General features: G+C 70.8%; 27 protein-coding genes. 20 read left to right on the forward strand and 7 right to left on the reverse strand.

The window, feature by feature from the left end:
• Positions 1–16 precede the first annotated feature (16 nt).
• From IEY14_RS22300 to IEY14_RS22310, 3 genes are all read left to right on the forward strand, one after another.
• Complete coding sequence (locus IEY14_RS22300) at positions 17–808, forward strand: SDR family NAD(P)-dependent oxidoreductase (protein ID WP_188912484.1); 792 nt, start codon at positions 17–19, stop codon at positions 806–808.
• Positions 809–812: 4 nt separating this feature from the next.
• Positions 813–1,826 (forward strand): dihydroneopterin aldolase, encoded by a 1,014-nt coding sequence (locus IEY14_RS22305; RefSeq protein WP_188912486.1) that lies wholly within the window; start codon positions 813–815, stop codon positions 1,824–1,826.
• Positions 1,827–2,013: 187 nt separating this feature from the next.
• Positions 2,014–2,652: an amino acid kinase family protein gene (locus tag IEY14_RS22310; RefSeq protein ID WP_188912488.1), complete on the forward strand. Its 639-nt coding sequence runs from the start codon at positions 2,014–2,016 to the stop codon at positions 2,650–2,652.
• A 21-nt stretch (positions 2,653–2,673) separates the two neighbouring features.
• Here the strand turns inward: IEY14_RS22310 and IEY14_RS22315 are convergent, their stop codons facing one another.
• The gene (locus IEY14_RS22315; RefSeq protein WP_188912491.1) at positions 2,674–3,657 is read right to left on the reverse strand and encodes a hydantoinase/oxoprolinase family protein; all 984 of its coding nucleotides are present in this window, start codon (positions 3,655–3,657) and stop codon (positions 2,674–2,676) included.
• Between the two features lie 102 nt (positions 3,658–3,759).
• Here IEY14_RS22315 and IEY14_RS22320 point away from each other — a divergent pair, with 102 nt between their 5' ends.
• The 6 genes from IEY14_RS22320 to IEY14_RS22345 all read left to right on the forward strand — a co-directional run bounded on the left by IEY14_RS22320 (position 3,760) and on the right by IEY14_RS22345 (position 7,446).
• Positions 3,760–4,302, forward strand: coding sequence for an MOSC domain-containing protein (locus IEY14_RS22320; RefSeq protein WP_188912493.1), 543 nt, complete (start codon positions 3,760–3,762; stop codon positions 4,300–4,302).
• Positions 4,299–5,123, forward strand: coding sequence for an urease accessory protein UreD (locus IEY14_RS22325; RefSeq protein ID WP_188912495.1), 825 nt, complete (start codon positions 4,299–4,301; stop codon positions 5,121–5,123). The genes IEY14_RS22320 and IEY14_RS22325 overlap by 4 nt, the downstream gene beginning before the upstream one ends.
• 19 nt (positions 5,124–5,142) lie before the next feature.
• Positions 5,143–5,445, forward strand: a complete 303-nt coding sequence (locus IEY14_RS22330) for an urease subunit gamma (RefSeq protein WP_188912496.1) — start codon at positions 5,143–5,145, stop codon at positions 5,443–5,445.
• A 10-nt stretch (positions 5,446–5,455) separates the two neighbouring features.
• The gene (locus tag IEY14_RS22335) at positions 5,456–6,463 is read left to right on the forward strand and encodes a small ribosomal subunit Rsm22 family protein (RefSeq protein ID WP_188912498.1); all 1,008 of its coding nucleotides are present in this window, start codon (positions 5,456–5,458) and stop codon (positions 6,461–6,463) included.
• 90 nt (positions 6,464–6,553) lie between these two features.
• Complete coding sequence (locus IEY14_RS22340) at positions 6,554–7,135, forward strand: HupE/UreJ family protein (protein WP_188912500.1); 582 nt, start codon at positions 6,554–6,556, stop codon at positions 7,133–7,135.
• Positions 7,136–7,140: 5 nt separating this feature from the next.
• A complete protein-coding gene (locus tag IEY14_RS22345; RefSeq protein WP_188912502.1) occupies positions 7,141–7,446 on the forward strand; it encodes an urease subunit beta in 306 nt (101 codons plus the stop codon).
• Between the two features lie 65 nt (positions 7,447–7,511).
• Here the strand turns inward: IEY14_RS22345 and IEY14_RS22350 are convergent, their stop codons facing one another.
• Both IEY14_RS22350 and IEY14_RS22355 read right to left on the reverse strand, forming a co-directional pair.
• Positions 7,512–8,162, reverse strand: coding sequence for a hypothetical protein (locus IEY14_RS22350; protein ID WP_188912504.1), 651 nt, complete (start codon positions 8,160–8,162; stop codon positions 7,512–7,514).
• 108 nt (positions 8,163–8,270) lie between these two features.
• The gene (locus IEY14_RS22355) at positions 8,271–8,696 is read right to left on the reverse strand and encodes a hypothetical protein (protein ID WP_188912506.1); all 426 of its coding nucleotides are present in this window, start codon (positions 8,694–8,696) and stop codon (positions 8,271–8,273) included.
• 113 nt (positions 8,697–8,809) lie between these two features.
• On the opposite strand from IEY14_RS22355, the gene ureC reads away from it, so the two are divergent.
• Genes ureC through IEY14_RS22390 form a run of 7 tightly spaced genes read left to right on the forward strand, consistent with a single transcriptional unit; the run spans position 8,810 to position 14,541 of the window.
• Positions 8,810–10,522, forward strand: a complete 1,713-nt coding sequence (gene ureC, locus IEY14_RS22360) for an urease subunit alpha (protein ID WP_188912508.1) — start codon at positions 8,810–8,812, stop codon at positions 10,520–10,522.
• A 9-nt stretch (positions 10,523–10,531) separates the two neighbouring features.
• The gene (locus IEY14_RS22365) at positions 10,532–10,987 is read left to right on the forward strand and encodes a DUF29 domain-containing protein (protein WP_188912510.1); all 456 of its coding nucleotides are present in this window, start codon (positions 10,532–10,534) and stop codon (positions 10,985–10,987) included.
• A gap of 1 nt (position 10,988) precedes the next feature.
• Positions 10,989–11,444: a DUF29 domain-containing protein gene (locus IEY14_RS22370; protein WP_188912512.1), complete on the forward strand. Its 456-nt coding sequence runs from the start codon at positions 10,989–10,991 to the stop codon at positions 11,442–11,444.
• Entirely contained in the window at positions 11,441–11,920 is a 480-nt protein-coding gene (locus IEY14_RS22375) for an urease accessory protein UreE (protein ID WP_188912514.1), read from the forward strand. Before IEY14_RS22370 ends, IEY14_RS22375 begins: the two co-directional genes overlap by 4 nt.
• The gene (locus tag IEY14_RS22380; RefSeq protein WP_188912516.1) at positions 11,913–12,578 is read left to right on the forward strand and encodes an urease accessory protein UreF; all 666 of its coding nucleotides are present in this window, start codon (positions 11,913–11,915) and stop codon (positions 12,576–12,578) included. The genes IEY14_RS22375 and IEY14_RS22380 overlap by 8 nt, the downstream gene beginning before the upstream one ends.
• A complete protein-coding gene (gene ureG / locus IEY14_RS22385; RefSeq protein WP_188912518.1) occupies positions 12,575–13,207 on the forward strand; it encodes an urease accessory protein UreG in 633 nt (210 codons plus the stop codon). Before IEY14_RS22380 ends, ureG begins: the two co-directional genes overlap by 4 nt.
• Positions 13,204–14,541, forward strand: coding sequence for an 8-oxoguanine deaminase (locus IEY14_RS22390; RefSeq protein WP_188912520.1), 1,338 nt, complete (start codon positions 13,204–13,206; stop codon positions 14,539–14,541). The genes ureG and IEY14_RS22390 overlap by 4 nt, the downstream gene beginning before the upstream one ends.
• An 8-nt stretch (positions 14,542–14,549) precedes the next feature.
• Here the strand turns inward: IEY14_RS22390 and IEY14_RS22395 are convergent, their stop codons facing one another.
• The 4 genes from IEY14_RS22395 to puuE all read right to left on the reverse strand — a co-directional run bounded on the left by IEY14_RS22395 (position 14,550) and on the right by puuE (position 17,546).
• Positions 14,550–15,035, reverse strand: coding sequence for a hypothetical protein (locus IEY14_RS22395; protein WP_188912522.1), 486 nt, complete (start codon positions 15,033–15,035; stop codon positions 14,550–14,552).
• 123 nt (positions 15,036–15,158) lie between these two features.
• Positions 15,159–15,458 carry a PilZ domain-containing protein gene (locus IEY14_RS22400; protein ID WP_188912524.1) on the reverse strand — a complete coding sequence of 100 codons (300 nt, stop codon included), beginning with the start codon at positions 15,456–15,458 and terminating at the stop codon, positions 15,159–15,161.
• Between the two features lie 107 nt (positions 15,459–15,565).
• A complete protein-coding gene (locus tag IEY14_RS22405) occupies positions 15,566–16,069 on the reverse strand; it encodes an ureidoglycolate lyase (protein WP_188912526.1) in 504 nt (167 codons plus the stop codon).
• Between the two features lie 61 nt (positions 16,070–16,130).
• Complete coding sequence (gene puuE, locus IEY14_RS22410) at positions 16,131–17,546, reverse strand: allantoinase PuuE (protein ID WP_188912708.1); 1,416 nt, start codon at positions 17,544–17,546, stop codon at positions 16,131–16,133.
• A 169-nt stretch (positions 17,547–17,715) separates the two neighbouring features.
• Between puuE and uraH the strand changes: the two genes are divergently transcribed.
• From uraH to xdhC, 4 genes are all read left to right on the forward strand, one after another.
• On the forward strand, positions 17,716–18,081 hold the full coding sequence (uraH, locus tag IEY14_RS22415) for a hydroxyisourate hydrolase (RefSeq protein WP_188912527.1): 366 nt from the start codon (positions 17,716–17,718) through the stop codon (positions 18,079–18,081).
• A gap of 4 nt (positions 18,082–18,085) precedes the next feature.
• Positions 18,086–19,531 (forward strand): xanthine dehydrogenase small subunit, encoded by a 1,446-nt coding sequence (gene xdhA, locus IEY14_RS22420; protein ID WP_188912529.1) that lies wholly within the window; start codon positions 18,086–18,088, stop codon positions 19,529–19,531.
• Entirely contained in the window at positions 19,531–21,930 is a 2,400-nt protein-coding gene (gene xdhB / locus IEY14_RS22425; RefSeq protein WP_188912531.1) for a xanthine dehydrogenase molybdopterin binding subunit, read from the forward strand. Before xdhA ends, xdhB begins: the two co-directional genes overlap by 1 nt.
• Positions 21,931–22,126: 196 nt before the next feature.
• Entirely contained in the window at positions 22,127–23,005 is an 879-nt protein-coding gene (gene xdhC / locus IEY14_RS22430) for a xanthine dehydrogenase accessory protein XdhC (protein WP_188912532.1), read from the forward strand.
• Positions 23,006–23,007: the final 2 nt, after the last annotated feature.

Raw genomic sequence — 23,007 nt, forward strand, 5'->3', positions numbered from 1 at the left:
CGAGGGAGAACGCGACATGGATCTCGGCTTGAAGGACAAGGTGACGGTGATCACCGGCGGCTCGGTCGGCATCGGCCTCGCCATCGCGGAGGGCTTCGCGGCGGAAGGGGCGCATGTCGTCCTCGCCGCGCGCCAGGGCGAGCGGGCCCGCGCCGAGGCCGAGCGCATCGCGGCCCGTTTCGGCACGCGGGCGCTGGGGCTCGCCTGCGACGTCGCGACGGCGGAAGGCACGGACGCGCTCGTCGCCGCCGTCGCCGCCGAGTTCGGCGGTGCCGACATCCTGGTCAACAATGCCGGCACCGGCTCCAACGAGACGGTGATGGAGGCCCCCGACGAGAAATGGCAGGCTTATTGGGACCTCCATGTCATGGCGGCGGTGCGCCTCGCGCGCGGCTTCGCCCCGCAGATGAAGGGGCGGGGCGGCGGCGTCATCCTGCACAATGCCTCGATCTGCGCCGTGCAGCCGCTCTGGTACGAGCCGATCTACAACGTCACCAAGTCGGCGCTGATGATGTTCTCGAAATGCCTCGCGACGGAACTCGTGAAGGACAATATCCGCGTCAATTGCGTCAATCCGGGCCTCGTGCTCACGCCCGACTGGCAGAAGACGGCGAAGGAGCTCACCGCCTCCTCCGGCGGCGACTGGGAAGGCTATCTCCAGAGCGTCGCCGACGAGCACGCGCCGATCAAGCGCTTCGCCTCGCCGGCGGAAGTGGCGAATTTCTTCGTCTTCCTCGCCTCCGATAAGGCGACCTATTCGGTGGGCTCGACCTACGGAGTCGACGGCGGCATGCAGAAGGGTCTCTGACGCCATGGCGCGGCTGATGGCGGCGGTGGAGGATGCGCCGGAGGCGGTCGAGGCCGCGCTCGGCGGTGCCGCCATCGTCGAGACGGCGGATGCGGCGCGCCTCGGCGCGATCGGCGCCGCGCTCGCCGGCCGGGCCGCGACCGCGCTGCGGGTCCTCGCGCCAGACGAGAGCGAGACGTCAGACTTCCTGGCGACGCTCGGGCCGGAGGGCCGGCCGGACCATCTGCTGGTCGTCTTCGACCGCGCCGACGACGCGGCGGCGCTGACGCGCGTCGGGGCCGCGCTCGCGGCCGCCGGCGCGACGCCGCCGCGAACGGCGGTCCTGCGTCTCGGCGACGAGGAGGCGGAGCCCGTGCCGCCGGCCGAAGTCGCGGCGGCGGGCTTTGCCGCGCTCCATTACGAGCTCGCCGATCCGGCGCGCGGCGGCCTCCTCGGCCGGATCGCGATGCCCCGCCTCGACGCGCTCGCCCGCGCCTGCCGCGCGGCGGGCCTCGGCCTCGGCTTCGGCGGCGCGCTGGAGGCGCCCGACGTGCCGCGCCTTCTGGCGTTGGAGCCGGATGTTCTCGCCTTCGACGCCGCGCTGCGGGCCGATGGCGGATTGCGGCGGGCGGCGGTGGCGGAGATCGCCGCGCTGTTCCAGCCCGATCCGGCAGCCGGCTGGTCGGACGAGACGGACCGCATCTTCGTGCACGACAAGGTGATGGAGATGGCGATCGGCGCCTATCGGCACGAGCGCGGCCGACAGCAGCGCGTCCGCTTCGGCGTCGAGGCCGAGATCCGCCGTCCCCCGTCGGGGGCGAGCGGCATGAACGCGGTCTATTCCTACGATCTCATCACCGACGCCATCGAGATCCTGGCGGCGCGCGCCCATGTCGATTTCGTCGAGGTCCTGGCCGAGGACCTCGCCGCCATCCTCCTCGCCGACCGGCGCGTCGCCTCGCTGAAGGTGCGCGTCGAGAAACTGGATCTCGGAGCCGGCGCGGTCGGCATCGAGATCCATCGCATTCGGCGGGATTGATCGATCGCAGCGCAGCGACGATTCGCAAATGCGAAGGCGGAACTTGTGATGACGGTTGCGGCTTGCCCCGTCATCGCCATACGATAGCCGGGATTTCGGCCCGGCTCCCGTCTGGCACCCGATTCGCGACCGGAATGGCCGCTGTGACGTGTTAAGGAAGCGCCGCTCGGCGGCGCGGAGTTGGCTCATGGACAATCTCGTCGTCGTCAAGCTGGGTGGCAGCTCGGCCAGTTCTCCGGATTTCGCGCGCTGGATCGAAGCCGTGGAAAAGGCCACCGGCCATGTCGTCCTGATTCCGGGCGGCGGGCCCTTCGCCAATACGGTGCGGCGCTACCAGCATCGCATCGGCTATGACGAGGCTTCGGCCCATATCATGAACTTCCTTGCCATGGAGCAGTTCGGCTATGCGCTGAAGAGCCTCGGGACGCGCATGGTAACGGCGACCAACGAGACGGCGATGCGCCAGGCCTTCGCCGACGGGCAGATCCCGATCTGGCTGCCGGCCGCCGCCTCGCTGGAGGAGCCGGCACTGCGCAACAATCCCGAGGTCACGTCGGATTCGGTCGCCGCCTGGTTCGCCGGCCGCTATCCCTCGGCCTGTCTGCTTCTCGTCAAGCAGCTCGACGTACCGGACAATGCGACCGTCGAGACGCTGGTCCATGCCGAGATGGTCGATCCCGTCTTTCTGGATTTCCTCCAGCCGGCGACGCGCGTCTTCCTGGCGGGGCCGGGCGACATCGCCCTGGCCGGCAAGCGTTTCGCCGAAGGCGGCATTCCGGGGCGCGAACTGCGCCGCGCCGGCCAGCTTCTCCACGCGGCGGAATAGGTCGCCGGGCGGCGGCCTCGGTCAGGCCGAGAGGGCGAGAATCGCCAAAGCGGAGGCCGGCGCCGCGGCGCAGACCTCCTCCCTCAGCGCCGAGCGGCAATCCACGAGATCGCCGAAATCGACGATGCCGCGATCGAGCCGCGCCGCCAGCCGCTTCAGCACCGGGCGGCCGATGCCGGCGACCACGACCGGCGCCCCCTCGTCCAGCGCGCCGCGCGACAGGACGGTCAGCGCCGCGTCGTGCACGCGCCTGAGTTGCGCCTCGCCGAAGGCCTGGGCCAGGGCCTCCAGCGCTGGGCCGGAAACTTCCGCTGCGTCGCGGCCGATCATCCGGGCGAGCCGCGCACCTGCCTCCTTAGCGGACGCGTCCCCGTCCTCGGCGCCCAGCAGGCGGCGGACATCGGCCATGGTGGCGAGCGGTTCGGCGATCACCGGCACGCGCGCGCCTTCGAAGGGCACGCTTTCGGCGACCGCCATCAGCGCGGTGCGGCTGTGGCCCTGATAGACGAGCTCGCCGCAGGCGAGGCGGCGCGCGTCGCCGAAGCCCTTCGCGTCGACGCGGCCCTCGCGGATCACCGTGATGTCGGTCGTCGTCGAGCCCATGTCGAGAAGGAGCGCCGCCTCGATCTGGCCGGCGACGAGCCGCGCGGCGGCGTGCCAATTGGCCGAGGCCACCATCTCGCTCGCCTCGGGCGAGGCGACGAAGCCGGTTTCGCCGGCATAGAACAGTGTCTCGCCGGAAAGATGCGGGGCGAGCGCCCGCGCCAGCGCCGCGACGCCGGCTGCGCGATCGGGAAAGACGTCGGAGAGCTCGCCCGTCATGGTGACGGCATGGCGGCTCACCGCGCCGGCCTCCGCCGCGATGCGGGCGAGCGCCTCGTCCAGCGGCCGGAGGTCGCGGCGCAGCGGCACCGCCACGCGCCAGACGCGCAGGATCTCGCCCGCTTCCGCCAGCGCCGCCTTCAGATGCGCGCCGCCGACATCCCACCCGAGCACTCGCGCCATCGGAATCGTCGTTCGTCCGTTGAATGACGGTTGCTCTATAGCCCCGCCAGCGGGCAAAACCAATCGAGGCGCCTCGGCGCCGCTCCTGAAGGGACAAGCATCATGATCGGACGGGTTCTGGCGCTGGCGCGCGACGACACGCACCGCTTCAGCAAGCAGCCCGCGCCGCGCCTGACGCTGTTGGAAGGGCTCGGCGTCGAGGGCGACGCGCATTTCGGCCGCACCGTCCAGCATCTGTCGCGCGTGCGCCGCGACCCGACCCAGCCCAATCTGCGGCAGGTCCATCTCATCCATGCCGAACTTCTCGACGAGCTCGCCGACCGGGGCTTCGAGGTCCAGCCCGGCGAGATGGGCGAGAATGTCACGACCTTCGGCATCGACCTTCTCGGCCTGCCGCGCGGCGCGCGGCTGAAGCTGGGAGCCGAGGCGGTGCTGGAGGTGACGGGACTGCGCAATCCTTGCGTCCAGATCGACCGCTTCCAGGAGGGCCTGATGCAGGCGGTGCTGGATCGCGACGCCGCCGGCGCCCTCGTCCGCAAGGCCGGCGTGATGGCGATCGTCCTCGCCGGCGGCGAGGTGGCCGTGGGCGACGCGGTGACGGTGGAACTGCCGGCCGAGCCCCATCGCGCGCTGGAGCCCGTATGAGCGCTCTCGCCGAGACCGGCGACGCGCCGTCGCTCCAGCGGGCGCGCGGGCGCGTCGCGGCCTCCGTCACCGCCAGCGGCGGGCCGCTGCGCCTCGGCCGGCTGCATCAGTCCGGCTGCCTGAAGCTGCGCTTTCCGCGCCTCGCCGACCGCTCGCTCGAAGGCGTGCTGATCAACACGGCCGGCGGGCTCACCGGCGGCGACCGGGTCGAGCAGGCCTATGCCGTGGGAGAGGGCGCGGCGCTCACCGTCACGACGCAGGCGGCCGAGCGCATCTATCGCGCGAGCGCCGACGAAGCCCGCGTCCTGTCGCGGCTGGAGGTCGCCGAGGCCGCGACGCTCGCCTTCCTGCCGCAGGAAACGATCCTGTTCGACGGCGGCCGGCTCCGGCGGCGGCTGGAAGTGGACCTCGCCGCCTCGAGCCGGCTCCTGCTCTGCGAGAGCGTCATTCTCGGCCGGACCCTGATGGGCGAGACGGTGCGGGACGGCCTTATCCACGATTCCTGGCGGGTGCGGCGCGACGGCCGGCTCGTCTTCGCCGAGGAATTGCGGCTCGGCGGCGCGATCGACCGCCTCGCCGCCGGTCCGGCGACGCTTGCCGGCCACCGCGCCTTCGCGACGCTTCTCGTGCAGGACCCGGCGGCCGAGGCGCTGCTCGGCGAGGCGCGCGCGCTGCTGCCCGCCGCCGGCGGGGCCAGCCTCGTCGCCGGCCTTCTCGTCCTGCGCCTCGCCGCGCCGACCGGCTTCGAGTTGCGCCGCCGCCTCGTGCCGCTCATCGCCGCTCTCGCCAAGCGGCCGCTTCCGCGCGTATGGTCCCTGTAACGATGAAAAGGGTTCGCCGATGCAACTGACGCCCCGGGAAAAGGACAAGCTCCTGGTCGCCATGGCCGCCGAGGTCGCGCGCAAGCGCCTCGCGCGCGGGGTGAAGCTCAACCATCCCGAAGCGATCGCCCTCATCACCGATTTCGTGGTCGAGGGCGCGCGCGACGGGCGCACCGTCGCCGATCTGATGGAGGCCGGCGCCCATGTCGTCACGCGCGGGGAGGTGATGGAGGGCATCGCCGAGATGATCCACGACATCCAGGTCGAGGCGACCTTTCCCGACGGCACCAAGCTCGTGACGGTGCACCACCCGATCCGCTGACGCCGCCGGCATGGCGGACCTGCCGAACTGGCTCGCGGCCGCGGTGGAGGCGCATCTCGCCGGCCGCTCGCGCGCCGATCTCGCGGCGCGCTCGTCCCGCATCAGCACCGCCTATCGCGGCGGTACGGCCTCCAGCGCCGTCGTGCGCGAGGCGGGCGACGCGCTCGCCTATGCCGTGGCGCGGATGCCGGCGACCTATGCCGCGGCCGCGCATGTCTTCGCCGAGATCGCGGCGCTCCTGCCGGACTTCGCCCCGGCGAGCCTGTGCGACGCGGGCGCCGGGCCGGGCACGGCGGGTTTCGCCGCCGCCGAATGCTGGCCGGGGCTCCGGCGTCTCGTCCAGGTGGATCACAATCCGGCTTTTCTGGCGCTCGCGCGCGACCTCGGCGGCGCGGCGCCGGCCGGCGCTTCGCCCCTCGCGCTCGACCAGATCCGCGCCGAACTGCCGAAGCTCAAGGAGGAGCTCGGCCGCTTCGATCTCGTCGTCCTCGCCTATGTTCTCGCCGAATTCGATCTGGCGGCGGCCGGCGCGCTGGCGGCGCGGCTCTGGCGCGCCGAGACGGGGCGGCTCCTCGTCCTGATCGAGCCGGGCACGCCGGAGGGCTACCGCCGCATCCTCGCGGTGCGCGACCGGCTGATCGGGGAGGGCGCCCGTATCCTCGCGCCCTGCCCGCACGAGGCGGCCTGTCCGCTCGTCGCCCCCGACTGGTGCCATTTCGCCGAGCGGCTGCCGCGCCGGCGCGCGCATATGGCGGCGAAGGGCGCCGCCTTGCCCTTCGAGGACGAGAAGTTCAGCTATCTCGTGGCGCTGCGCGAGGCCGCGCCGCCGGCGCGGGAAGCGCGCATCCTGGCGCCGCCGGAGATGACGAAGCCGGCGCTGCGCTTCAAGCTCTGCCGGCCGGACGGCACGGCCGGCCCGGAAACGGTGCCGCGCCGCGACAAGCCGCGCTTCGCGCTGGCCCGGCGCCTCGACTGGGGCGACCGGCTGGAGGGCGAGGCGGCGGGCGAGGTGCTTTGACAGCGCCGGCCGCGCGCCGCATCATGGCACCGTGATTCCGCCGAAGGCGCGACCCAAGCCGGGGTGCCCGGATCATCCGAAGAGGATCTCATGCTGAAACGTTCCGCCGCCGCCGCCACCGCCCTTCTCGCCGGCGCCGCGCCGGCCTTCGCCCATCTCGATCCGGCGGCGCACGGCTCGCTTCTCACCGGCATCGCCCATCCGCTCTCCGGTCTCGACCATATCCTGGCGATGGTGGCCGTCGGCCTCTGGGCCGGCCAGATCGGCGGCCGCGCCGTCTTTGCCGTGCCGGCCGCCTTCGTCGGCACGATGATCGGCGGCTTCCTGCTCGGCCTCGCCGGCGTCGCGCTGCCGGCCGTCGAGCCGATGGTCGCGGCCTCGGTCCTGGTGCTCGGCCTGCTCGTCGCGGCCTCGGTCCGGTTGCCCTTGGCGGCGGGCGCCGGGCTCGTCGGCCTCTTCGCCCTGTTCCACGGTCTGGCGCATGCGGGCGAGCTGAACGGCGCCGGCGCCGCCACCTTCGGCCTCGGCTTCGTCGCCTCGACGGTGCTGCTCCATGCCGCCGGCATCGGCCTCGGTCTCGGTCTCGCGCGCTTCGGCCGCACCGGCGCGGCGCTCGCCCGCGCGCTCGGCACCGGCACGGCGGTCGCCGGCCTCGCCCTGATGTTCGGGTAACGCGGATGATCCCCGGCGAGATCCTGACGGCCGATGGCGACCTCGTTCTCAACGAGGGCGCCCCGACCGTGACGCTCGAAGTGTCGAATACGGGCGACCGTCCGGTGCAGGTCGGCTCGCATTACCATTTCGCCGAAACCAATCCGGCGCTCGCCTTCGATCGCGAGGCGGCGCGCGGACTGCGGCTCGACATCGCCTCCGGCACGGCCGTGCGCTTCGAGCCCGGCCAGACCCGCGAGGTGGTGCTCGTGCCGATCTCCGGCCGGCGCCATGTCTACGGCTTCAACGCCAAGGTGATGGGCGCCCTCTGAACGAAGAAGGCGGGGTCGCCCCCGCCTCTCTCGTCGTCCGATGCTGGCCGCTTTCGCGGCCCTGCTCAGCGGCCGCCTCGCCCCGGCGTCGCGCTCGGCTGCGACGAGAGGGCCGAACGGATGCCCTTCAGATCGACGCCGATCGGCGGCGTCGGGATGCGGTAATCCTCCGGCCGCCCCGCCCCGGCGATGCTGCCCGAATTGGAGGCCGTCGCCGTTCCGCCGCCGATCGTCGTCGCGCCGGAGGAGGAGGCGGTGTTGGGCGAGCCCGAGCGCGCCACCGCGCCGGCATTCACCGAATTCAAAGTGGTCTGTCCGGCCGTCGCCGTCGCTTCCGTGCTGGTCGAGGTGCCGCCGCCGGAGGCTGCGCTGTCGCCGGTGAGCGAACTCGCCGGCGCGCTGGACGAGATGCCGCCCGACATGCCGAGGCCGCTCGAGGCGTCGCCGGTCGACAGGCCGGAACTCGCCCCGCCCGTCGCCGAGGTCGAGGAGGAGGAACTGCCCGAAAGGGCTCCGGCGCCGCTCGTCACCGGCGGCGAGACCGGGGAGGGCGTCGCGACGCCGCTCGTGCCGCCGCTGCTCGAAGCGCCGCCGCCACCGCCACCCGAGGCTCCGCCGGAGGCACCGCCGACGCTGCCCGAAAGCTGGGCCGCCGCCGGAAGCGCCGTGGCGGCGAGGAGCGCCGCCGCGATCATCATGCTTCGCCCGCTTGCCATGTCCTTGATCTCCCTGATGGACGCGCCGGCGTCCCTGATATGGTCTCTTCGTCGTTCAACCCGCGAGCGGGTCGATCGGTTGCCGTTGGAACGCCTCCCGACGTCCCGTCAGCGGTTCGGCACGATCCGCGCCCGTCCGCCCCGGCCGAAGCTCGAACCGCGCGTCACCGGCGAGGCGCCGATGGCGTTCGGGCCTTCGGTCGCGAATTCGCCGGCATTGATCGAGTTGAGATCCGAACGGCCTTCCGTCGCCCTCGATTCGGTGGAGCGCTCGCGGCCCTCGCGCGGCACGCGCGGGCGCAGGTAGCTGTCGTCGAATTCGCGGCCATAGGCGCGTTCCGCCGCCGTGTCGCCGAAGATTTCCGCGCCCTTGACGCGGGGCGCGCGCCGCACCGCCGGGGCGCCGTCGATCCGCGCGCCGGACATCGAGCTGCCGGGCACGATGCCGGGCGGCCCGGGATCGAAGGGCTGCGCGCCGGCCTCGGCCGACAGGAGGCAGACGAAGCCGGCGAGAAGGACGAGGCGGGCTTTCATGGTTTTTCGAAGATAGGGCGGCGGCGATGCTTTGACAAAGCCGCGCCGATGCGCTCGGATTCCCGCTGCGCCGCAGCACGCGCCCGTTTCGCCATTCGCCCGAAGGTTCGCCCATGCCCGCCAGGATTGCCCGCTCCGCCTATGCCGCGATGTTCGGACCGACGACGGGCGACAGGGTCCGCCTCGCCGATACCGAACTCTTCATCGAGGTGGAGCGCGACCTCACCACCTATGGCGAGGAGGTGAAGTTCGGCGGCGGCAAGGTGATTCGCGACGGCATGGGCCAGTCGCAGCTGTCGCGGGCCGAAGGGGCCGTCGACACAGTGATCACCAATGCGCTGATCCTCGACCATACGGGCATCTACAAGGCCGATGTCGGCCTGAAGGACGGGCGGATCGCCGCGATCGGCAAGGCCGGCAACCCGGATACGCAGCCGGGCGTCGACGTGATCGTCGGGCCCGGCACGGAGGCGATCGCCGGCGAGGGCAAGATCCTCACCGCCGGCGGCTTCGACAGCCATATCCATTTCATCTGTCCGCAGCAGGTGGACGAGGCGCTGTTCTCCGGCGTCACCACCATGCTCGGCGGCGGCACCGGGCCGGCCCATGGCACGCTCGCCACCACCTGCACGCCTGGGCCCTGGCATCTCGCCCGGATGATCCAGGCGGTGGACGCCCTGCCGATGAACATCGCCTTTTCCGGCAAGGGCAATGCCTCGCGGCCGGGCGCGCTGGAGGAGATGGTGAAGGCCGGCGCCGCCGCGCTGAAGCTGCACGAGGACTGGGGCACGACGCCGGCCGCGATCGACTGCTGCCTCACCGTCGCCGACGCCTTCGACGTGCAGGTGATGATCCATACCGACACGCTGAACGAATCGGGCTTCGTCGAGAACACGGTCGAGGCCTTCAAGGGCCGCACCATTCACGCCTTCCACACGGAAGGGGCGGGCGGCGGCCATGCGCCGGACATCATCAAGGTCTGCGGGCTGCCGAACGTCCTGCCTTCCTCGACCAACCCGACCCGGCCCTATACGCAGAACACGCTCGAGGAACATCTCGACATGCTGATGGTCTGCCACCATCTCGACGCGTCGATCCCCGAGGACATCGCCTTCGCCGAATCGCGCATCCGCCGGGAGACGATCGCGGCCGAGGACATCCTGCACGATCTCGGCGCCTTCTCGATCATCGCCTCCGACAGCCAGGCCATGGGCCGCGTCGGCGAGGTGGTGATCCGCACCTGGCAGACGGCCGATAAGATGAAGCGCCAGCGCGGCCGGCTGAAGGAGGAGACGGGCGACAACGACAATTTCCGCGCCCGCCGCTATGTCGCGAAATACACGATCAATCCGGCCATCGCCCATGGCATGTCGAAGCAGATCGGCTCGATCGAGATCGGCAAGCGCGCCGATCTCGTGCTCTGGGACCCGGCCTTCTTCGGCGTGAAGCCGATGATGGTGCTGCTCGGTGGCATGATCGCGGCGGCGCCGATGGGCGATCCGAACGCCTCCATCCCGACGCCGCAGCCGGTGCATTACCGGCCGATGTTCGGCGCCTTCGGCAAGGCGATCGGCGCGACGGGCGCGACCTTCGTTTCCAAGGCGGCGCTCGGCGAGGACCTGCGCGGGCGGCTCGGCTGCGAGAAGACCTTCCTCGCCGTCGAGAACACGCGCGGCGGCATCTCCAAGGCTTCGATGATCCTGAACTCGGCGACGCCGAAGGTGGAGGTCGATCCCGAGACCTACGAGGTGAGGGCCGATGGCGAGCTTCTCACCTGCGAGCCCGCCACCGTCCTGCCGATGGCGCAGCGCTACTTCCTGTTCTAGGATTTCGGCATGGCCGAGCCCCTGAAGAAGCCGACGCTCTACGACACCGACTTCCACGCCTGGACGCTGGACCAGGCGGCGAAGCTGCGGGCGCGCGCCCATAACGGCATCGACTGGGACCACGCCGCCGAGGAGATCGAAAGCTTGGGCCATTCCGAGGAAAGCGAACTCGAAAGCCGCCTCAGCGTCCTCGTCATCCACCTTCTCAAATGGCGGTTCCAGCCCGACGAGCGGTCCGGCAGCTGGAAGGGCACGATCATCGAGCAGCGCTATCGGATCGGCCGCCGCATGCGACGCAGTCCGAGCCTTAAATCCTATCCGCGAGCGATCCTGGCGGAGGAATATGCCTATGCCCGGCAGAAGGCCGCCCTCGAAACCGGCCTTGCCGAAAGCGCCTTTCCGCCCGCCTGTCCCTTCGCGATCGAGGAGATCCTCGATCCGGATTTCTACCCGGAGGCCGGCTGACATGGCCGAGCCCCTGAAGAAGCCGACGCTCTACGACACCGACTTCCACGCCTGGACGCTGGACCAGGCGGCGAAGCTGCGGGCGCGCGCCCATAACGGCATCGACTGGGACCATGCCGCCGAGGAGATCGAGAGCTTGGGCAGAAGCCAGCGGAACGAGATCCGCAGCCGCATCCTCGTCGTTCTGATCCACCTTCTCAAATGGCGGTACCAGCCCGACCAGCGATCGAGCGGCTGGAAGGGGACGCTGCTCGAACAGCGCTCGCGGATCGCGGACGAGATCGAGGACAGCCCGAGCCTGCGCGATTTTCCCGCGACGGTTCTGGAACGCGAATATCGTCCGGCCCGGCTGAAGGCGGCGGGCGAGACCGGCCTGCCCGAAAGCGCCTTTCCATCCGCCTGTCCCTTCACGATCGAGCAAGTCCTCGATCCGGATTTCTACCCGGAGGCATCATGATCCGCGCCGAGACCGTCTGCGACAAGGGCGAGGCCTTCGAGGCGGCCGATACGATAACGCTCGACGAACAGCAGCGACATCGCCGCCGCATGGCGATGGTGTCCGACGGCGGCATCGCCTTCCTGCTCGATCTCGCCGAGACGCGACTCTTGCGCGAGGGCGACGGCATCCGGCTGGACGACGGGCGGATCGTGAAGGTCGTCGCCAAGAGCGAGCCGCTCTACGCGGTGCGCGGCCAGAACGCCGCCCATCTCCTCAGCCTCGCCTGGCATCTCGGCAATCGCCATCAGGCGGCGCAGATCTTCGGCGATCACATCCTGATCCGGCGCGAGCCGGTCCTGCGCGAGATGCTGCTCGGGCTCCATGCCGTGGTCGAGGATGTCGACGCGCCCTTCGATCCGGAAGGCGGCGCCTATGCGCATCACCATCACCAGCATGGCGACGAGGCGCGGCCGCTGACCGCCGCGCATGACTGAGCCGGCACCGGCCGCCGCCGACCCGCGGGCGCTCGTCCGCCTCGCGACCTGGCTGTCGCCCGCCTTTCCCGTCGGCGGCTTCGCCTATTCCCACGGGCTGGAAGCCGCCTTCGAGGGCGGCCTCGCGCGGGGCGCCACGGCCGTGCGCGACTGGATCGCCACGCTCCTGGAATCGGGCAGCGGCTGGAACGATCTGGTGCTCTTCGCCGAGGCCTTCCGAGCGGGCGAGGCGGCCGACCGGCTGGCGGCCGTGACCGAACTCGCCGAAGCGCTCGCCGGCTCGGCCGAGCGCCGGCTGGAGACGCTGGCCTTGGGCGAGGCCTTCGCCAAGGCCGTGGGTCCATGGGAAACGGTGCCGTCCGCGCCCTATCCCGTCGCGGTCGGCCTCGCGGCGCGGCGCAGCGGCCTGCCGCTGGAGGCGGCGCTCGCCGCCTATGCCCAGGGCTTCGCCGCCAATCTCCTCGGCGCCGCGACGCGCCTCGCGCCGCTCGGCCAGAGCGAGGCGATGCGGGCCGCGCGCGAGCTGGAGCCGGCGATCCTCGCCGCCGCCGGTCGCGCCGCCCGGTCGACGCCCGACGATCTCGGCTCCGCCGCGATCCTGTCCGACATCGCCGCGATGCGGCACGAAACGCTCCGAACGAGGCTCTTCCGCTCATGACATCGAAGAACGGTCCCCTGCGCGTCGGCATCGGCGGCCCCGTGGGCTCCGGCAAGACGACGCTGGTCGAGATGCTGTGCAAGGCGGCGCGCGACACCTGGTCGATCGGCGTCGTCACCAACGACATCTATACGATCGAGGATGCCGAGGCGCTGACGCGCCGGCAGGCGCTGGCTGCCGACCGCATCATCGGCGTCGAGACCGGCGGCTGTCCGCATACGGCGATCCGCGAGGATGCCTCGATCAATCTCGCGGCCATCGCCAAGCTGCGCGAGCGCCATGCCGATCTCGATCTCGTACTGGTCGAATCCGGCGGCGACAATCTCGCCGCGACCTTCTCGCCCGATCTCGTCGATCTCTCGATCTATGTCATCTCGGTCTGCCAGGGCGACGACATTCCGAGGAAGGGCGGGCCGGCGATCACGCGCTCGGACCTCCTCGTCGTCAACAAGACCGATCTCGCGCCCCATGTCGGAGCCGATCTCCAGCGCATGGAGGCGGATGCGGCGCGCGGGCGCGGCACGCTGCCGAGCGTCTTCACCGACCTGTCGCGCGGTCGCGGCCTCGGCGACATCCTGGCCTTTTTGAGCCAGACCGGCGGCCTGCCCGCCATTGCCGTCGCGGCATGAGCCGGCTCTTTCTCAAGGAGCCGCTCGCCCTCCTCGGCGAGGGCGGGGAGGGCGGCCTCGTCGTCGAGAACGGGGTCATCGCCGAACTGGTGCCGGCCGGCGGCGCGCCCATGGCGCCGGTGGACGAGACCTTCGACGCCTCCCGTCATGTCGTGCTGCCCGGCCTCGTCAACACGCATCACCATTTCTACCAGACGCTGACGCGCGCCCATCCGCAGGCGATCGACAAGGAGCTCTTTCCCTGGCTGAAGAGCCTCTACCCGATCTGGGCGCGGCTCGACCCGGACAGCTTCCGCCTGTCGGTGCGCCTCGCCCTGACCGAACTCCTCCTGTCCGGCTGCACCACGGCGGCGGATCATCACTATCTCTTTCCGCGCGGGCTGGAGAGCGCGCTCGACATCGAGGCGGAGGAGGCGGGGGCACTCGGCATCCGCGCCACGCTGACGCGCGGCTCGATGAACCTGTCCGTGAAGGATGGCGGCCTGCCGCCCGATTCCGTGGTGCAGGACGAGGACGAGATCCTCGCCGATTGCGAGCGGGTGATCGCCCGCTGGCATGATCCTTCCGAAGGCGCGATGATCCGCGTCGCGCTCGCCCCCTGTTCGCCCTTCTCGGCGACGAAGGGCCTGATGGCGAAGAGCGCGGCGCTCGCGGCGCGCCACGATTGCCGCCTCCATACGCATCTCGGCGAGACCGAGGACGAGAACCGCTTCTGCGAGGCGACCTTCCGCTGCCGGCCGGTGGACTATCTGGAAGAGGTCGGCTGGCTCGGCGATCGCACCTGGCTCGCCCATGGCATCCATTTCACGGCGGAGGAATGCGCGCGGCTCGGCCGGCACCGGGTCGGCATCTGCCATTGCCCGACCTCCAACGCGGTGCTCGCCTCCGGCTTCTGCCCGGTCGACGCCCTCCAGGCGGCGGGCAGCCCCGTCGGGCTCGGCGTCGACGGCTCGGCCTCGAACGACGCCTCCAATCTGATGGAAGCGGCGCGGCACGCGCTGATGCTCGGCCGGCTGCGCACCGGCTCGGCCGGCGCCGTGACGGAGCGGGACGTGCTGCGGCTCGCGACCGAAGGCTCCGCCGCCTGCCTGGGGCGCGACGATCTCGGCCGCATCGCGCCGGGCCTCCAGGCCGATCTCGCGCTCTTCACCCTGGACGAGCTGCGCTTTTCCGGCGCGCATGATCCGATCGCGGCGCTCGTGCTGTGCGGGGCGACGCGCGCCGACCGCGTGATGGTGAAGGGCAGGTGGCGCGTGATCGACGGCCAGCCTGTCGGGATCGACCTCGCCCGGCTGCGCGCCGAACATGGCGCGGCGGCGCGGCGCTTCGCCTGAACGGGCATTCAGCGGTTGCGGCCACCGCCACCGCCCCCTCCGCCGCCGCCACGACCCCCGCCACGACCCCCGCCACCGCCACCGCCACCGCGACCCCGGCCTTGCGAGGAACGGCCGGTCTCGGTGTTGCCGGCGGCCGTGAAGGGCGCCTCGACCACGTGGTTGGCGACATAGGGGGCGATCCGCGCGCCCTGGAGCTCGACGCCCGTCGAATCCTGCTTCTCGCAATCGTAGTGGCGCGAGCCGCCGCCGCGCACCAGCGTGCCCTTGCCGCCCTTCAGATGCACGAAGATCATGTCATGGCCGACGAGGCGGAAGGCCTTCTTGCCGAGACGCTGGCGCCGCATCTCGAACAGCGCGCCGTCGATCTCGATCAGATCCTTGTCGAGGAAGAGCCGTATATGCGGGTGCCCGCCGCAATCCTCGAAGGCCAGCGCCGGGCCGAGCCACGGTCCGCAGAGAAGGACGAGGGCGAGGGCGACGAGCAGGCGCATGAGGGGCGATCCGGCGGCAGGAACGGCGCAGCCGTCAAAATGTCGCAGCCGCTTCCGCCCGTGTCCAGCCGCCGGCCCCTCGCTCTTTCGAGCGAGACCGTCATGCGGGCGGGCCGCCGGTTCTCAGTCCTGCTGGTCCAGCCAGTCGGCCAATCGGTCCGCTCCGCCGCCGACCGGATCGAAGCGGATTCCGACCCGCTCCTGGTTCTGCCAGGCGATCTCGCCGCGCCGGATGTCGCCGCTGTCGCGGGCGAGCGCGAAGGCGACGGGACCGATGATCGTTTCCGGCTGCGGCAGCACGAGTTCGGCGCCCGCTTCGGACAGGTTGCGGACGCGCACGCGGCGCGCCGGATGCTTCAGATCATCCGCCAGGGCGCCTTCCAGACAGACCCGTTGCCTGCGCCGCTCTCGCCGATCCCGCATGTCGGACGGTCTCCCCGATCTTCTGGCGGCAACCTATGGTCCGGGCGCAGGAAGGGCAACTTTCGATTGCTTCGCGTGGTGAATCAATCGTTAATCGCGCGCCGGGCTCATCCGTCGAGACCGGCGATGGTGAAGGGCGCCGGGTAATCGGCCTCCTCCAGGTTGCGCCCGCCGCCCTCGCGGTCGACCACCAGGAAGTCGCAGACTGCCTCCAGGGCCAGCAGCGGATGATGCCAGGTGTCGCGGTCGTAGCTGACGCCGCGCCGGCCGTCGCAGAGAAAGGCGAGGGGAGCGCCCGGCCGGCCGTTCTCGTCCGGCGCGACGACCGCCAGATAGGGACGCTCGTGCAACGGCACGAAGGCCTGCGAGCCGAGCGGATGGCGCTCCATCATCGCGATGCGGATCGGCAGGGCGAAGGGCTTGCCGCGAAAGATCGAGATCACCGGGCTGCCGCCCTCGGCCGCCACGTCGACCGTCGCGGCGGCGTGGAAGCGCGTCGTCGTGCCGCCGTTGATCAGTCGGATCTCGCGCGCGGCATCGGCCTCGATCACCTGGCCGAAAGGCTCGAAGGCTTCGATCGTCAGGGGGCGGACGGCAAGGAAGCGGGTCATGGTCATGTCCATCGGATGGGCGGGGCGCCGGCGCCCCGATCCGACGCTCGGGTAGCCGCCCTCATTCGCCGAACAGCGCCTGGAGGCGGAGCCGCGCGATGGTCTCCACCTCGCGCGCCGCCGTGGCGAGCTCGGTTTCGTGGTCGTGGTCGAGGCGCGTCTCGAAGGCGGCGAGGATGTCGTTCTTCGTCCGGCCGCGCACGGCGATGATGAAGGGAAAGCCGAAGCGCTCCGTATAGCGGCGGTTGAGATCGGTGAAGCGGGCGAGTTCCGCCTCCGTCAGGGCATCGAGCCCGGCCGAGGCCTGTTCGGCCTTCGAATCCGCCGTCAGCTCGCCGGCAAGCGCCAGACGCCCGGCGAGATCGGGATGGGCCTTCAGGACGGCGAGCCGCTCCTGCGCGCTGGCGCGGCGGAAGGCGGCGGCCATCGCGCCGGCAAGGCCGAGGGCGCCGTCATGCGCGTCGTGGAGACCGGCGTCGAAGGCGCGCTCGGCGACGAAGGGCGAATGTTCGAAGATGCCGCCGAAGGTGGCGACGAACTCCGCCCGGTCCATGCGCGAGGGGCGCAGCCGCGTCGCCGGATAGGGAAAGCGCTCCCGCCAGTGCCGGGCGATGTCGACGCGCCGCGCCACCCAGACATCGGGCTTCGACTGGACGTAGTCGAGGAAGCGGGCGAGGGCCTGGGCGCGCCCCGGCCGGCCGACGAGCCGGCAATGGAGGCCGATATTCAGCATCTTCGCCTGGCCCTTCCCGCCTTCCTCGTAGAGGCAGTCGAAGGCGTCCTTCAGATAGGCGTAGAAATGGTCGCCCGTGTTGAAGCCCTGGGGCGTGGCGAAGCGCATGTCGTTGGAATCGAGCGTATAGGGCAGGATCAGGAGCGGCCCGTGCGCCGTGTCCTGCCAATAGGGTAGGTCGTCGGCATAGGCGTCGGAGGAATAGAGAAAGCCGCCTTCCTCGGCCACGAGATCGATGGAATGGAGGCCCGAGCGGCCGGTATACCAGCCGAGCGGACGCGAGCCGGTCAGCGCCGTGTGGATCTCGATCGCGCGCGCCATGTGCTCGCGCTCGGCCTCCTTCGAATAGTCGCGATAGTCGATCCATTTGAGGCCGTGCGAGGCGATCTCCCAATCGGCCTCCAGCATGGCCGCGACCGCCTCGGGATGCTTCTCCATGGCGGTGGCGACGGCATAGACCGTCACCGGCAGGTTCCGTTCGGTGAACATGCGCCAGAGCCGCCAGAAGCCGGCCCGCGCGCCATATTCGTAGATCGATTCCATGTTCATGTGGCGGAGGCCCGGCCAGGGCTGCGCCCCGACGATCTCCGACAGGAAGGCCTCCGAGGCCGCGTCGCCATGGAGGATCGAGTTCTCGCCGCCCTCCTCGTAATTGATCACGAACTGGACGCAGATCCTCGCCGGGCCGGCGCCGCCGGGATTGGGCCATTGCGGATCGGGCGCGTGGCGGCCGTAGCCGCGCATGTCGCGGGGATAGCGTCCGGTCTCGGTCACGGTGGCGGGTCTCCGATCCTCATGTCTGGCCATCGACCTGCTTACGACCTCGCGGGCGGGTTTTGAAGCTTTCCGCTTTACCTCCCTCCGAAGTCCGGTGCACAATCCTTGACCGGTTGGTCAAGGAAGACGGAAACGGATGACCGAGAACACGGCCGGGAGGCTGACGACCCATGTGCTCGACACGGCCCTCGGACGGCCGGCGGCCGGCTTGTCCCTTTCGCTGTACCGGTTCGACGACGGGCGAAGACTGGACATCCTGTCGACCGTGACGAATGCGGACGGGCGCTGCGACGCGCCGCTCCTCGGCGGCGAGGCCTTCCGCGCCGGGCGCTACGAACTGGTCTTCGCGGCCGGCGACTATCTGCGGCGGACGCAGCCGGGCCTCGCCGAGCCATTGTTCCTGGACGAGGTGGTGATCCGCTTCGGCATGGCGGAGGCGGCCCATTACCATGTGCCGCTGCTGCTCTCGCCCTTCGGCTATTCGACCTATCGCGGGAGCTGAAGCGATGAGCGAGCCGATCCGCTTCCTTCTCAATGGCGTCGAACGCTCGGTCGAAGGGCCGAAGGCGACGACGACCATTCTCGACCATCTGCGCAATGCCGAGCACCTGACCGGCACGAAGGAAGGCTGCGCCGAGGGCGATTGCGGGGCCTGCACGGTGCTTCTGGTCGAGCCGGACGGCGCCGGCGGCGTCAAGCGCCGGGCGGTGAATGCCTGCATCCAGTTCCTGCCCTCGCTGAACGGCCGCGCGGTCGAGACCGTCGAGCATATCGGCCGCGACGGACTGCATCCGGTGCAGGAGGCAATGGTCGATCTCCATGGCAGCCAATGCGGCTTCTGCACGCCCGGCTTCGTGATGCAGCTCTATGCCGGCTGGTGGAACGGCACGCTCGGCGACCGGCAGGCGGTGAAGGATCTCGTGTCCGGCAATCTCTGCCGCTGCACCGGCTATGGGCCGATCATTGAGGCGGGCCTTCGGGCCGGCGCGGCGCCGGTGCCGGATTCCGCGGCGGCGGACGGCGCGCTGGCCGACCGGCTGGACGCGATGCGCGGCGGCGCGGTCTTCGACTATGCCGGCGCCGACGGCAGCCGCTGGCTGAGCCCGCGCGACGTCGACACGCTGGCCGATCTCTATGCCGCGGAGCCGGAGGCGCTGCTCGTCGCCGGCGCGACGGATATCGGCCTCTGGGTGACCAAGCAGCATCGCGACCTGCCGCTCCTCATCGATGTCAGCCGCGTCGAGGACCTGCGCATGATCGAGGAAGGGCCGGGCTCGCTCTTCGTCGGCGCGGCGGTGACGCATCGCGAGGCGCTGGAACGGCTCGCCGGGATCCATCCGGCGCTGGGCGAACTCCTGCGCCGCTTCGCCGGCTATCAGATCCGCAATGCCGGTACGGTCGGCGGCAATATCGCCAACGGCTCGCCAATCGGCGATCTGCCGCCCGCCCTCATCGCGCTCGGCGGCCGCCTGCATCTGCGCCAGGGCGAGCGCATGCGGCGCCTGGCGCTGGAGGATTTCTTCATCGAATACGGGCGCCAGGACCGGGCGAAGGGCGAGTTCGTCGCCGCCGTCGAGGTGCCGCTGCTGGGGGCCAACCAGCGCTTCTTCTGCCACAAGCTGTCGAAGCGCTTCGATTCCGACATTTCCGCCGTGATGGCGGCGATGCGCCTCACCTTCGACGGCGAGGTGGTGACCGAAGCGCGGATCGCCTTCGGCGGCATGGCCGGCACGCCGCAACGGGCGGGCGCCGCCGAGGCGGCTCTTTCCGGCAGGCCCTTCGACGCGGCGGCCGCCGAGGCGGCGGCGCTGGCGCTGGCCGAGGACTTCACCCCGCTGTCCGACATGCGGGCGAGCGCCGGCTATCGCCTGAAGGCGGCGCAGAACCTCATCCGCCGCTTCCGCGCCGAGCACGAGGGAGGCGTGGCGACGCGCGTCCTGGAGGTGGCGTGATGGAGGAGATCAACGAGACCCGCATCCAGGACCGGGGCGTCGCCGGCACGGTGGAGCCGAACGTCCTCGGCGAGCGGCCGCCCGCGCCCGTTGCGGCGATCCGGGGCGGCGTCGCGGCGCGCCTCGCCCATGACAGCGGGCCGAAACACGTGACGGGCGCCGCCCGCTATATCGACGACGAGCCGGAGCTGCCGGGCACGCTCCAGGTCTTCATCGCCCTGTCGCCGAAGGCGCATGCGCGGCTCGCGGCGCTCGACCTCGACCCCGTGCGCGCTGCCCCTGGCGTCGCCTGCGTCCTCGCGGCGGCCGACGTGCCGGGGATCAACGACTATTCGCCGGTCTTCGGCGACGATCCGATCTTCGCCGAGGATACCGTCCAGTATGTCGGCCAGCCGCTCTTCGCCGTCGCGGCCGAGACCCTGGACGCGGCCCGGCGCGCGGCGAAGCTCGCCGTCGCGTCCTACGAGGACCTGTCGGCGGCGATCGACATCGACACGGCGCTGCGCTTCGCCGACGCGGCGGGCAAGGACCTGATGCCGCCGCACGAGATGCGGAAGGGCGATGCGGCGGCGGCCGTCGCCGGCGCGCCGCATCGCGTCGCCGGTCGCCTCGATCTCGGCGGCCAGGACCATTTCTATCTGGAAGGCCAGATCGCCGTCGCCGTGCCGCTGGAGGATGGCGACATGCTGGTGAAGTCCTCGACCCAGCATCCGTCCGAGGTCCAGCACAATGTCGCCAAGGCGCTCGGCCTCGCCGACAACCAGGTGACGGTCGAGGTGCGGCGCATGGGCGGCGGCTTCGGCGGCAAGGAATCCCAGCCGGCGCTCTTCGCCGCCGTCTGCGCTCTCGTCGCGCAGAAGACCGGCCGGCCGGCGAAATGCCGTCTTGACCGCGACGACGACATGGAGATGACCGGCAAGCGCCACGAGGCCCGGATCGACTACGAGTTCGGCGTGGACGGCGAGGGGCGCATTCTCGGCGCCGAGATCCGCCATCTCATCCGCTGCGGCTATTCTTGCGACCTGTCCGGCGCGATCGCCGACCGGGCGATGTTCCATGCCGACAATGCCTATCACCTGCCGGCGGCGCGCATCCATTCGCGGCGGCTGAAGACCCATACGGTCTCGAACACCGCCTTTCGCGGCTTCGGCGGCCCACAGGGCATGGTCGGCACCGAGCGGGCGATGGACCGGATCGCCTTCGCGCTCGGCCTCGATCCCCTGGATGTCAGGAAGCGCAACCTCTATCCGGCGGCCGGCGGCGTCACGCCCTATCACATGGAGGTGACGGACTCGATCGCGGCCGAGCTGATCGAGGAGCTGGAGCGGACCTCCGACTATCGCGCGCGGCGCGAGGCCGTGCGGGCCTTCAACGCGGCAAATCCCATCCTGAAGAAAGGGCTGGCGCTGACGCCGGTGAAGTTCGGCATCTCCTTCACCACGACGCATCTCAACCAAGCCGGCGCGCTCGTCCATGTCTATAAGGACGGCTCGGTCCATCTGAACCATGGCGGCACCGAGATGGGCCAGGGGCTCTTCACCAAGGTGGCGCAGGTCGTCGCCGAGGAGTTCCAGATCGACATCGACCGGGTGAGGATCACCGCGACGACGACGGCGAAGGTGCCGAACACCTCGGCGACCGCCGCCTCCTCCGGCTCGGATCTCAACGGCATGGCGGCGCTGAACGCGGCGCGCACCATCAAGGACCGGCTGATCGCCTATGCCTCCGCGCGCTACCACGTGCCGGCCGACGAAGTGGTCTTCCTGCCGAACCGCGTGCGGATCGGCCGCGAGGAGAAGCGTTTCCGCGATCTCGTCGGCGAGGCCTATCTCGCCCGCGTCTCCCTTTCCGCCACCGGCTTCTACGCGACGCCGGACATTTCCTACGACCGTGATACGGCCTCCGGCCGGCCCTTCTTCTACTTCGCCTATGGCGCCGCCTGTTCGGAAGTCGTCATCGACACGCTGACCGGCGAGAACCGGCTCCTGCGCGCCGATCTTCTCCACGATGTCGGCCGCTCGCTGAACCCGGCGCTCGATCTCGGCCAGATCGAGGGCGGCTTCATCCAGGGCATGGGCTGGCTGACGACGGAGGAGCTCTGGTGGGACAAGGCGGGGCGGCTGCGCACCCACGCGCCGTCCACCTACAAGATCCCGACCGCGAACGACCGGCCGGACGACCTTCGCATCCGCATCTGGGAGAAGGGCGAGAACCGCGCCGAGACGATCTACCGCTCCAAGGCCGTCGGCGAGCCGCCCTTCATGCTGGCGATCTCGGTCTTCTCGGCCCTCACCGACGCGGTGATCGCGGCCGGCGACGGCCGAATCTTCCCCGATCTCGACGCGCCGGCCACCCCGGAACGCATCCTCGCCGCCGTGGAACAGGTGCGCGGCGGATGAGGCGGAACTGGACCGTGCAACCGCGTCCTTCTCCCGAGTCGGGAGAAGGTCCCGGCAGGGGGATGAGGGAAGGAAGGGCACGGACCTTCCTGAAATTGATGTGCGGCATTCCCTCACCCGCCCCTGCGGGGCACCCTCTCCCGACTCGGGAGAGGGGAGGGCGCCTTCTGGACGAGCGTATCGCTCTCAGGATCCCATGACCCCCCTCTCCACCCTCATGCGCGAGGCGCTGGCCGCCGGCCGGCCGGCGGTTCTCGTCCGCGTCGGCGTCGCCAAGGGCTCGACGCCGCGCGAGGAGGGGGCGGCGATGCTGGTGACGGAGGCGGGCGTCGCGGGCACGGTCGGCGGCGGCCGGCTGGAACTTTCCGGCATCGAGGCGGCGCGCGGCCTCATCGCTTCCGGCGCCCGCGAGGTGCGGCTCGCCGTGCCGCTCGGGCCCCGCATCGGCCAGTGCTGCGGCGGTCATGTGACGCTGCATCTCGCCCGGCTCGACGCGGATCTCCTCCTGGCGGAGGAGGCGCTGGAGCGCGCGGCCGAGGCCGCCCGACCGCTCGCCCTCGTCTTCGGCGCCGGCCATACCGGCCGCGCCCTGGCGCAGGCCCTGGCGCCGCTGCCGATCCGCCTTTGCATCGTCGATCCGCGTCCCGAAAGCCTTCTCGACCTGCCGCCGGCGGCCGAGACGCGCGCCGTGGCGCTGCCGGAAGGGGAGGTCGAGCGGGCGCCGCCCGGCTCCGCCTTCGTCGTGATGACCCACGACCATCCGCTGGACTTCCTGATCGCCGCGGCGGCGCTCCGGCGGCGCGACGCCGTCTATGTCGGCATGATCGGCTCGGCGACGAAGCGCGAGAAGTTCCGCCGGCATCTGCGCGAGACGGGCGAGGACGGGCTGATCGCCGGCCTCACCCTGCCGATCGGCGGCGCCGCCCTGCGCGACAAGCGCCCGCCGGTGATCGCGGCGCTGACGGCGGCGGAGCTCGTCCGCTGCCTTCTTTCGAATCAAAGGGATTTGCTGATCAATCGCTTGGCAGAGGCGGACGCGCAGTGCCATAGTGCGGCGATCCGATCATCGGGATAGCC

Source organism: Aureimonas endophytica, from assembly GCF_014642635.1.
Classification (GTDB): domain Bacteria; phylum Pseudomonadota; class Alphaproteobacteria; order Rhizobiales; family Rhizobiaceae; genus Plantimonas; species Plantimonas endophytica.